Source organism: Pseudoroseicyclus aestuarii, assembly GCF_003217255.1.
In the GTDB taxonomy this organism is placed as follows: domain Bacteria; phylum Pseudomonadota; class Alphaproteobacteria; order Rhodobacterales; family Rhodobacteraceae; genus Pseudoroseicyclus; species Pseudoroseicyclus aestuarii.
The window spans coordinates 35,111-44,860 of record NZ_QJTE01000007.1; the positions used below are offsets into that span (position 1 = coordinate 35,111).

General features: G+C 70.5%; 10 protein-coding genes. 8 read left to right on the forward strand and 2 right to left on the reverse strand.

What is annotated here, in order from left to right:
* Positions 1–52: 52 nt before the first annotated feature.
* The gene (locus DFP88_RS14785; protein WP_110815545.1) at positions 53–958 is read right to left on the reverse strand and encodes a LysR family transcriptional regulator; all 906 of its coding nucleotides are present in this window, start codon (positions 956–958) and stop codon (positions 53–55) included.
* 398 nt (positions 959–1,356) lie between these two features.
* Here DFP88_RS14785 and DFP88_RS14790 point away from each other — a divergent pair, with 398 nt between their 5' ends.
* The 6 genes from DFP88_RS14790 to DFP88_RS14815 all read left to right on the forward strand — a co-directional run bounded on the left by DFP88_RS14790 (position 1,357) and on the right by DFP88_RS14815 (position 7,021).
* Entirely contained in the window at positions 1,357–2,169 is an 813-nt protein-coding gene (locus tag DFP88_RS14790) for a glutamate racemase (RefSeq protein ID WP_110815478.1), read from the forward strand.
* Positions 2,170–2,233: 64 nt separating this feature from the next.
* Complete coding sequence (gene argC, locus DFP88_RS14795; protein ID WP_110815479.1) at positions 2,234–3,262, forward strand: N-acetyl-gamma-glutamyl-phosphate reductase; 1,029 nt, start codon at positions 2,234–2,236, stop codon at positions 3,260–3,262.
* A 14-nt stretch (positions 3,263–3,276) separates the two neighbouring features.
* Positions 3,277–3,735: a cytochrome c maturation protein CcmE gene (gene ccmE / locus DFP88_RS14800; RefSeq protein WP_110815546.1), complete on the forward strand. Its 459-nt coding sequence runs from the start codon at positions 3,277–3,279 to the stop codon at positions 3,733–3,735.
* A 60-nt stretch (positions 3,736–3,795) separates the two neighbouring features.
* Positions 3,796–5,763 carry a heme lyase CcmF/NrfE family subunit gene (locus DFP88_RS14805; RefSeq protein WP_110815480.1) on the forward strand — a complete coding sequence of 656 codons (1,968 nt, stop codon included), beginning with the start codon at positions 3,796–3,798 and terminating at the stop codon, positions 5,761–5,763.
* Positions 5,760–6,224 carry a cytochrome c-type biogenesis protein gene (locus tag DFP88_RS14810; protein WP_110815481.1) on the forward strand — a complete coding sequence of 155 codons (465 nt, stop codon included), beginning with the start codon at positions 5,760–5,762 and terminating at the stop codon, positions 6,222–6,224. The genes DFP88_RS14805 and DFP88_RS14810 overlap by 4 nt, the downstream gene beginning before the upstream one ends.
* Before the next feature lie 29 nt (positions 6,225–6,253).
* Positions 6,254–7,021: an enoyl-CoA hydratase-related protein gene (locus DFP88_RS14815; protein WP_110815482.1), complete on the forward strand. Its 768-nt coding sequence runs from the start codon at positions 6,254–6,256 to the stop codon at positions 7,019–7,021.
* Here the strand turns inward: DFP88_RS14815 and DFP88_RS14820 are convergent.
* Positions 7,008–8,570, reverse strand: coding sequence for a diguanylate cyclase domain-containing protein (locus tag DFP88_RS14820; RefSeq protein WP_110815483.1), 1,563 nt, complete (start codon positions 8,568–8,570; stop codon positions 7,008–7,010). The genes DFP88_RS14815 and DFP88_RS14820 overlap by 14 nt on opposite strands.
* Positions 8,571–8,666: 96 nt before the next feature.
* Between DFP88_RS14820 and DFP88_RS14825 the strand changes: the two genes are divergently transcribed.
* Both DFP88_RS14825 and DFP88_RS14830 read left to right on the forward strand, forming a co-directional pair.
* On the forward strand, positions 8,667–8,957 hold the full coding sequence (locus tag DFP88_RS14825) for a DUF3572 domain-containing protein (protein WP_110815484.1): 291 nt from the start codon (positions 8,667–8,669) through the stop codon (positions 8,955–8,957).
* The gene (locus DFP88_RS14830; protein ID WP_110815485.1) at positions 8,954–9,658 is read left to right on the forward strand and encodes an HAD family hydrolase; all 705 of its coding nucleotides are present in this window, start codon (positions 8,954–8,956) and stop codon (positions 9,656–9,658) included. The genes DFP88_RS14825 and DFP88_RS14830 overlap by 4 nt, the downstream gene beginning before the upstream one ends.
* Positions 9,659–9,750 lie beyond the last annotated feature (92 nt).

Consider the following 9,750-nt stretch of genomic DNA (forward strand, 5'->3'; position numbering starts at 1 on the left):
GCATGTCTGCCATGCAGTGCCTGCATGAGTTTCCGGCTGTGGCCGGATCGCCTCAGGCCGGGGCGGATTCGCGGATGCGGCGGCGGTGCTCCGAGACCTCTTCCTGCACGAAATCGCGGAAGGCGGCGACGCGCTTCGACTGCCGCAACTCCTCGGGATAGGCGAGGAAGACCGGAACCTCGTTCGATTCCGTCTCGGGCAGCACGCGCACGAGGTCGGGGAAATGCTCGGTCAGGTAATGCGGCAGCACCCCGACGCCGAGGTTGTTGAGCACCGCCTGCAGCACTCCGAAGTAGTTGTTCACCGTCAGCATCGACGGAATGTCGTGCGACATCAGCTGCTGCACCATCATCGCGCCGGCGGTGACCTGCGCGGAGGACGGGCTCTGGCAGATCAGGCGATGCGTGGCGAAATCCTCGACCCGGTCGAGCGGGCCGGCCTGTTTCAGGTAATCGGCCGTCGCGTAAAGGCGCATCCGCACGTTCATCAGCCGCTTGCGCACGAGGTCGGCCTGGCTCGGCTCCTTCATGCGGATCGCGACATCGGCCTCGCGCATCGGCAGGTCCAGCACCTTTTCCTCGAGGATCAGGTCGATCTTCAGGTCGGGGTACTTCTCGTAGAGCTTGGGCAGCCGCGGGGCCAGCCAGAGCGTGCCGAAGCCGATCGGCGTGGTGATCTTCAGCTCTCCGAAGACCTCTTCCTCGGTATCGCGGATGCGGGCGGCGGCGGCCTCCAGCCGCTTGTTCATCGACCGGGTGGCGTCGAACAGCAGCTCGCCCTGCTCGGTCAGGATCAGCCCGCGGGCATGACGGTGGAACAGCGTGGTGTTCAGCTGCTCTTCGAGCGCGCGGATCTGCCGGCTGACCGCCGATTGCGACAGGTGCAGGACGTCGCCGGCATGGGTCAGGCTGCCGGCATCGGCAACGGCGTGAAAGATGCGCAGCTTGTCCCAGTCCATCATGGTCGGCGTTCCCTCTTCCGGGCGGCGGGCAATGTGGCCGGGGCGGTATCGGACCGTCCCGCCATAGGCAAATGGCATCTTCCCCCGCGAAGACAACGGCGCGGTGCGCCGCCGGCGGGCGGCGGCATCCCGCGCGGTGGCCGGTGCGGCGATCCTGCACCAGTCTTGGCGGCGAATGCGTCAATTTTGCGTAACCGGCGGTCACCAAGCGCGCCGGCAGCGCGGAATTGTCGCAAGCCTGCATCACCGCGCCAGCCTCGCCGCGGTGCGAAGCCTCTCATGGACCTCCTGCGCAAAGCGACCTATGAGTTGTCGCCGAACCCGGTGCCCTGAAGCCAGCTCGGCTTCGAGGTCAAGGCACGCTACAGGGACGCAGGCAAGGGCAGGGGCGGCAGATGGCGGTCGGAATTTTCGATAGCGGACTCGGCGGGCTGACCGTTCTGGGCGCGGTCTCGCGGCGGTTGCCCGAGCTGCCCTTGGTCTACCTCGGCGACAGCGCCAATGCGCCCTACGGTGTGCGCGACCCGCAGGATATCTACGATCTGACGACGAGCGGCGTGCAGCGCCTTTTCGATGCGGGCTGCGATCTGGTGATCCTCGCCTGCAATACCGCCAGCGCCGCCGCGCTGCGCCGGATGCAGGAGGGATGGATCCCGCCCGGCAAGCGCGTGCTCGGCGTTTTCGTGCCGCTGATCGAGGCGCTGACCGAGCGGCAGTGGGGCGACAATTCCCCGCCGCGCGAGGTCGCGGTGAAGCATGTCGCGCTATTCGCCACGCCCGCCACCGTGTCCTCCCGCGCCTTCCAGCGCGAGCTGGCCTTCCGCGCCGTCGGCGTCGATGTCGAGGCGCAGGCCTGCGGCGGTGTCGTCGATGCCATCGAGGAAGGCGACATGATCCTCGCCGAGGCACTGGTCCGGTCCCACGTCGAGGCCTTGAAGCGCAAGATGCCGCGCCCCGATGCCGCGGTGCTGGGCTGCACCCATTACCCGCTGATGGAAGAGGTCTTCGCCGATGCGCTGGGGCCTGACGTCACCGTCTTCAGCCAGCCGAACCTCGTGGCCGAGAGCCTTGCCTTCTACCTTGACCGGCACCCGGACATGGTGGGGACGGGGACGGAAAACCTGTTCCTGACCACCGGCAATCCGCGCGCGGTCTCGGATCACGCGACGCGCTTCTTGCGACGACGGATCGACTTCACCGCCGCTTGATCGGCGGCCGTCCCGCACTGGCGCCGCGCGCGCCATCCCCCTATCCTTCGCGGCAGGAGATGCCATGACCCATTCCGTCGCCATCCTCGGCGCCTCGGGCTATACCGGGGCCGAACTCGTCCGGCTGATCGCCACCCATCCCTCGCTGCGCGTCGCCGCCCTGACGGGCGAACGCAAGGCCGGCATGGCCATGGCCGAGGTCTATCCCCATCTGCGCCACCTCGACCTGCCAAAGCTCTGCACCATCGATGAGGTCGATTTCGCAGGCATCGACCTGGTGTTCTGCGCGCTGCCCCATGCCACCAGCCAGGCCGTCATCAAGACGCTGCCCGATGGGCTGAAGGTCGTCGACCTTTCCGCCGATTTCCGGCTGCGCGATCCGGCGGCCTACGAAAAGTGGTACGGCAAGCCGCATGGCGCGACCGACCTGCAGGGCACCGCCGTCTACGGCCTGACCGAGTTCTACCGCGAGGCCATCGCCGGCGCGCGCCTTGTCGCCGGGACGGGCTGCAATGCCGCCACGGTGCAATTCGCGCTGCGCCCGCTGATCGAAGCCGCGCTGATCGACCTCGACGACATCATCGTCGATCTCAAGTGCGGCGTTTCCGGCGCGGGCCGGTCGCTGAAGGAAAACATGCTCTTCGGCGAGCGGAGCGAGGATGTCGCGGCCTACGGCCTTGGCGGCACGCACCGCCACCTGGGCGAGTTCGACCAGGAGTTCAGCGAGATCGCGGGCCGCGAGGTGCGCATCAGCTTTACCCCGCATCTGGTGCCGATCAACCGCGGCATCCTCGCCTCCTGTTACGTGAAGGGCGAGGCGCAAGCCATTCATGCCGCTCTGGAATCGCGTTATGCGGACGAGCCCTTCGTGATCGTTCTGCCCTTCGGCACCGTGCCCTCGACGGCGCATGTGCAGAGCAGCAACTTCTGCCACATCGGCGTCGCGGGCGACCGCATCCCCGGCCGGGCGATGGTCGTCTCGACCCTCGACAACCTGTGCAAGGGCAGCTCGGGGCAGGCGGTGCAGAACGCGAACCTCATGCTCGGCCTGCCCGAGACCGAGGGGCTCATGCTGGCGCCGGTGTTCCCGTGACGGCCCGCGCCGGCATGCGCGGGCTGAAGAAGCAGCGGCGGATCCAGGTGATTGCGCTGGCTGCGGCGGCGCTCGTGCTGGCGACGGGGATGATCGGCTATGCGATGCGCGACGGCATCAACTACTACCGCGCCCCGAGCGAGGTCGTCGCCGATCCGCCCGCCCCGACGGAGTTGTTCCGCATCGGCGGCATGGTCGAGGACGGCAGCCTGATCCGCGGCGCCGGCGAGACGGTGACCTTCTCCGTCACCGATTACGGCGCCAGCGTCGAGGTCAGCTATACCGGCATCCTGCCCGACCTCTTCGCCGAGGGGCAGGGCATGGTCGGGCTGGGCCGCTGGCAGGACGGCCACTTCGAGGCGCAGCAGATCCTCGCCAAGCACGACGAAAGCTACATGCCCAAGGAGGTCACCGAGAGCCTCAAGGCGCAGGGCTACGATCCGGCCCGCGACGGCGGCGCTGCGAAGGAGTGACACGCGTCCGTGCAACGCCGCCGCATTGGCCCGGACAAACCGATGGGGTAAGCGGGATCCATGCTGATCGAACTGGGCCATTTCGCGCTGATCCTGGGCTTCGCCGTGGCGGTGGTGCAAAGCCTCGTCCCCCTTGTCGGGGCGCATAAGGGCTGGCGCGGCTGGATGGCGCTGGCCGAACCCGCCGCCTCGACGCAGTTCCTGCTGGTCGGCTTCTCCTTCGTGGCGCTGACCTGGGCCTTCGTCACCTCGGACTTCTCGGTCCGGCTGGTGGTCGAGAACTCCCACTCCGCCAAGCCGCTGCTTTACAAGATCAGCGGCGTCTGGGGGAACCACGAAGGCTCCATGCTACTCTGGCTGCTGATCCTCGCGCTCTTCGGCGCCTGCGTGGCCTGGTTCGGCACGGCGCTGCCCGCCGCGCTCAGGGCGCGGGTGCTGGCGGTGCAGGGGCTGATCGGCGTCGCCTTCTTCGCCTTCATCCTGCTGACCTCGAACCCCTTCACGCGGATGCTCGTCGCGCCCTTCGACGGGCAGGATCTGAACCCGCTGCTGCAGGACCCCGGCCTCGCCTTTCATCCGCCCTTCCTCTACCTCGGCTATGTCGGCCTCTCGACCAGCTTCTCCTTCGCGGTCGCGGCACTGATCGAGGGGCGGGTGGATGCCGCCTGGGCGCGCTGGGTGCGGCCCTGGACTCTGGCGGCCTGGGTCTTTCTGACCGTCGGCATCGCGCTGGGCAGCTGGTGGGCCTATTACGAGCTGGGCTGGGGCGGCTTCTGGTTCTGGGACCCGGTCGAGAACGCCAGCTTCATGCCATGGCTGATCGCCACGGCGCTGCTGCATTCCGCCATCGTCACCGAAAAGCGCGAGGCGCTGAAAAGCTGGACCGTCCTTCTGGCGATCCTCGGCTTCGGCTTCTCGCTTCTGGGCACCTTCCTCGTCCGCTCGGGCGTCATCACATCGGTCCATGCCTTCGCCACCGACCCGGCGCGGGGTGTCTTCATCCTCGCGATCCTCGCCATCTTCATCGGCGGGGCGCTGTGGCTCTATGCCGCGCGGGCGGGGCGGATGGAGGCGAAGGGCGTCTTCTCCCTCGTCAGCCGGGAATCGGGGCTGGTGGCGAACAACGTGCTGCTGGTGACCGCCGCGCTGGTGGTCTTCATCGGCACGCTCTGGCCGCTCTTTGCCGATATCGCGCTGGACCGCGTGCTCTCGGTCGGGGCGCCCTTCTTCAATGCCGCCTTCACGCCCTTCTTCGTGGCGCTGGCGCTGATCCTGCCGCCCTGCGGGATGCTGGCCTGGAAGCGGGGGCGCATGGGCCGCGCCCTGCGCGCCTGCGCCCCCGGGCTGATCCTTGCCGTGGCGGTGATGCTGCTGGCCTTCGCGCTGCAGACCGGGCGCAGCGCACTGGGGCCGCTGGGCCTCGCCCTCGGCAGTTGGCTGATCGCTGGCGCGGCGCTCGATCTCTGGGCGCGGACGGGGGCGGGCGGCTGGCGGCGCCTGTTCCGCCTGCCCGGCGCCGACTGGGGGAAGGCCGTGGGCCATGCCGGCCTCGGCGTCACGATCATCGGCATCGCCGGGCTGCTGGCCTGGCAGGAGGAGGATATCCGCGTCGCCCGCATCGGCGAGAGCTGGCCCATCGGCGGCTATACCGTCACACTCGATGAGGTGCGCGAGGGGCGGGGCGCGAACTACGTGACCACCATGGCCACCATGCGCGTCACCCGCGAGGGGCGCGAGGTCGCGGTGCTGCACCCCGAGAAGCGCGTCTATCCCGTCGCCGGGATGCCCACGACCGAGGCCGGCATCCAGAGCGGATTGTTCCGCGACCTCTACCTCGTGGTGGGCGACGCGCAGGACGGCGGCGGCTGGGCCGTGCGCAGCCATATCAAGCCGCTGGCCTTCTGGATCTGGGGCGGCGCGATCCTGATGGCGCTGGGCGGTCTGCTCTCGCTCGGCGACCGGCGGATGCGCGTGGGTGCGGCGGCGAAGAAGGCGCCGCGGCAGCCCAGCCCCGTGGCCGCGGAATGAGGCGCCTCGCCCTGCTGCTCTGGCTGGTGCTGGCGCTGCCGGCCTGGGCCGTGCAACCGGGCGAAGTGCTGGAGGATCCGGCGCTCGAGGCGCGGGCCCGCGCGATCAGCACGCAGCTGCGCTGCCCGGTCTGCCGCAACGAGAACATCGACGACAGCAATGCTGCGCTGGCCCGCGACCTGCGCCTGATGGTGCGCGAGCGGCTGGTGGCGGGCGACAGCGACGCGCAGGTCGTCGATGCCCTCGTCGCGCGCTACGGCGAATACGTGCTGCTGCGGCCCGCGGCCTCTGGCGCGAACCTCGTGCTGTGGCTGGCGCCGCTGGCGCTTTTCATCGCGGGGGCGGGGCTGGCTGTGGTCGTCGTGCGCCGCCGCTCCGCTGCCCCGGCGCCCGCGGGGCTGACCCCCGAGGAGCGGGCGCAGCTGGAAAAGCTGCTGGGCGAGGATCGCGCCCCGGACTAGTCTTTCCGCGCGAGGGCGGAGGGACAGGCATGGACTATCACACGATCAGGCTGCAGCAGCAGGAGGGCCTCGCCGTGCTGACGCTGGCGCGGCCCGAGGTGATGAACGCGATGAACCGTCGCATGCGCGCCGAGATCGCCCATGCCGCCGGTGCGCTACAGGACGCGCGCGTCCTCGTGCTGACGGGCGAGGGGCGGGCCTTCTGCTCCGGGCAGGACCTGACCGAGGCGCCGGAGGGCGGCGATCTGGAGCGGGTGCTGCAGGAAGAATACCTGCCGATGCTGCAGGCCCTGCAGGACTGCCCCGTCCCGGTGATCGCCGCCGTCAACGGCCATGCTGCCGGGGCGGGGGCGAGCCTGGCGCTGGCCGCCGATGTGGTGATCGCCGCAGAGGCTGCCGTTTTCACCTTTGCCTTCACCCGGATCGGCCTGATCCCCGACGCGGGCGCCACATGGCTGCTGCCGCGGCAGGTCGGGCTGGCGCGAGCCATAGGCGCCGCGCTCTTTGCCGATCCGATCCCGGCGGCGCAGGCCGCGGGCTGGGGCATGATCTACGAGGCTGTGCCTGAGGAGGGCTTCGAGGACCGCTGGCGCAGCCGGGCCGCGCATCTGGCGCAGGGGCCGAGCCAGGCCTACCGCGCGACCCGTGAGGCGATGCGCAGCGGGGCGCAGGGCGACTTCGCCGCCCAGCTCGCGCTAGAAGGGCGGCTTCAGGGCGCCTGCGGGCGCACCAGCGATTTCGCGGAAGGGGTCGCCGCCTTCGCGCAGAAGCGGGCGCCGCGCTTTACCGGGCGCTAGCGGGCGGCGGGGACAGGGGCGCCTCCTCTGGGGCGGGCGGGCCATTCCGGTCGGGTAGGTGGGCGCCTGGCGGGGAGGGCCCGTCGCATTCTGTGGGGGCGGGCGCCGGGGTTTCTGCCGCCGCTTCCTTCCACAGGCACCAGGTATTGCGGCCCCGGCGCTTGGCCTCGTAGAGCGCGGCATCCGCACGCTCGACCAGCCGATCGGCCGTCGCCGCCGGAGAGGTCGGGCGCTGCAGCGCGACCCCGATCGAAAGGGTGACGGCGGCGGGTTGGCCGGCGTCCCCCGGGCCCGCTGTGCCCGGGTCGTGGTGATCCTCGCCCGCGACCGGGAAGGGGTCCTGCTCGACCAGGCTGCGCAGCCTCTCGGCGATCTCCATTGCGGCGACCTCGCCGGTGGCGGGCAGGGCGATCAGGAACTCCTCCCCGCCGAGGCGCGCCAGAAGATCCGCTGGCCGAAGGGCGTCGCGCAGCCGGCGCGACAGGCCGGCCAGTACGGCATCGCCGGCGGCATGGCCGCGTGCGTCGTTGATCCGCTTGAAGTGGTCGATGTCGAGCACGAGCACGGCAAGCTCCTGACGGGCGTCATGGGCGTGACGGGCCAGCCGGTCGAGATGCGGCAGCGCGTAGCGCCGGTTGTGCAGCCCCGTCAGCGGATCGGTCGCGGCGGCCTGCAGCCCCTCCATCATGCCCCGCCGCAGCCTGTCGGCGCGGGCCTTCCGCGTCAGCAGGCGGCGGGCGCGCAGGGCGATCTCGGGGCCGGCGGCGGCCTCGTCGATGTGATCGTCGGCGCCCAGGTCCAGCAGCATCGCCGCCGCCCAGCTCTCGCGCCGCGGCACCACGACGAGTTGCTGGGCATGGCGCGTCTCGAGGCGGCTGCGCAGATCGACGGTGACGCGGAACAGCTCTTCGACCGGATGGGCGGATTCGGGCCGGCCATCGAGGACCACGAGATCGACCTCGCCCGCCGCGCCGAGATCGGCGAAGGGCGGGTGACACTCCACCCGGCCGGGCAGCGTCGCGGCCAGCGCGCGCCGGTCCCCCTCGGCCGCGCGGCTGAGAAGGATCGTACGCGCCGGCCCCGAGAGGTCGGCGGCTCCTTCGGCAAAGCCGAGAGAGACCCGCGTCTCCTCGGCCATCCGCATCTCTGACGAGACGGTGCGGGCCCGCATCAACCCGCGGATCCGCGCCTGCAGCAGCGCCGGATCGACAGGCCGTGTCATCAATTCTGCCGCGCCCGCCTCGAGCAGGGCGGCGCGGGTCGGTCCGCCGGGGGCGAGATTTTCGGCGCCGCCGATCACCAGCACCGGCAGATCGCGCGTCTGCTGCCGCGCTGCGATGCGCCGGCAGAAGGCGACCGCCTGGCGCAGCGGCGCATCGCCGACGGGAATCTCCATGATCAGGACGTCGAAGCTGGACCGTTCGACAGCGGCCTCGGCATCCCCGAGGCTGTGGCAGCCGTGACAGTCGTAGCTTGCATCGTGCAGGGCCGTGCGGCACAGGATCCGGCTGGCGCTGCTGCTGTCGACGATCAGGATGCGGCCGGACATGATGCCCCCTTGGCAGCGGCGCACCCCATGCCCGCCGCCACCTGCAGTCTGGGGCGAAGAGGTTAACAAAACTTTAGGGAGTCTGCGGTGAAAGAGATGTCGCCCGAGGCCGCCGAAACCACCGCGATCCGGGCCCTGGCCTGGCTTGCCGGCAACGAGGATCTCTGGCCCGTTTTCCTTGGCGCCACCGGCGCCAGCGCCGAGGATATGGCGACGGGTCTGGGTGCTGCGGCGCAGGACCCGGCCTTCCTTGCCTCGGTTCTCGATTTCATCACGCTCGACGATGCCTCGGTCATCGCCTTCTGCGACGCAGAGGCGCTTCCCTACGAGGCGCCGATGCGGGCTCGCGCGGCCCTGCCGGGGGCCGAGCAGGTGCATTGGACATGACGGTCCGGGCCCTGCTCTTCGACAAGGACGGCACGCTCTTCGATTTCCATGCCACCTGGAGCGGCTTCACCCGCCGCATGATCGAGGCCGAGGCCGGGGGCGATCCGGACCTTGCGCAAGGGCTGGCGGGCGCGCTGGGCTACGACCTCGAGACTGGGGATTTCGCCGAGGACAGCATCGTCGTCGCCGGCACCACCGAGGAGGCGGCCGCGCGGATGCTGCCCTTGCTGCCGGGCGAGCGGCAGGAGGCGCTGGTGCAGCGGATGAACGACCGCGCCGCCCAGGCGCCGCAGGTCGAGGCGGCGCCGCTGCGCACCCTGCTGGGGGCGCTGCGGGCGCGTGGCCTCGCGCTGGGCGTCGCCACCAACGACGCCGAGGCGCCGGCGCGGGCGCACCTGAGGGCGGCGGGCGTGGTCGATCTGTTCGATTTCATCGCCGGGGCCGACAGCGGCCATGGCGCCAAGCCCGCGGCTGGCCAGCTTCTGGCCTTTGCAGAGGCCGTGGGCATGCGCCCGCAGGACTGCGCGATGATCGGGGATTCGCTGCACGACATGGCGGCGGCGCGGGCCTGCGGCATGCGCGCCGTCGCGGTCCTGAGCGGGCCGGCCGGGCACCCGGTTCTGGCCCCCGCGGCGGATGTCGTCCTGCCCGATATCGCCGCGCTGCCGGACTGGCTCTCGGACGGCGCGCCCTTCAGCTGACATGACGCGACCGTGATCGGTGGATCCCGCCTTCAACGGGATCCGCCGCCGCGGCACAAGCGAGATCTGCAAGGTCCGGACCCCTGCGCAGG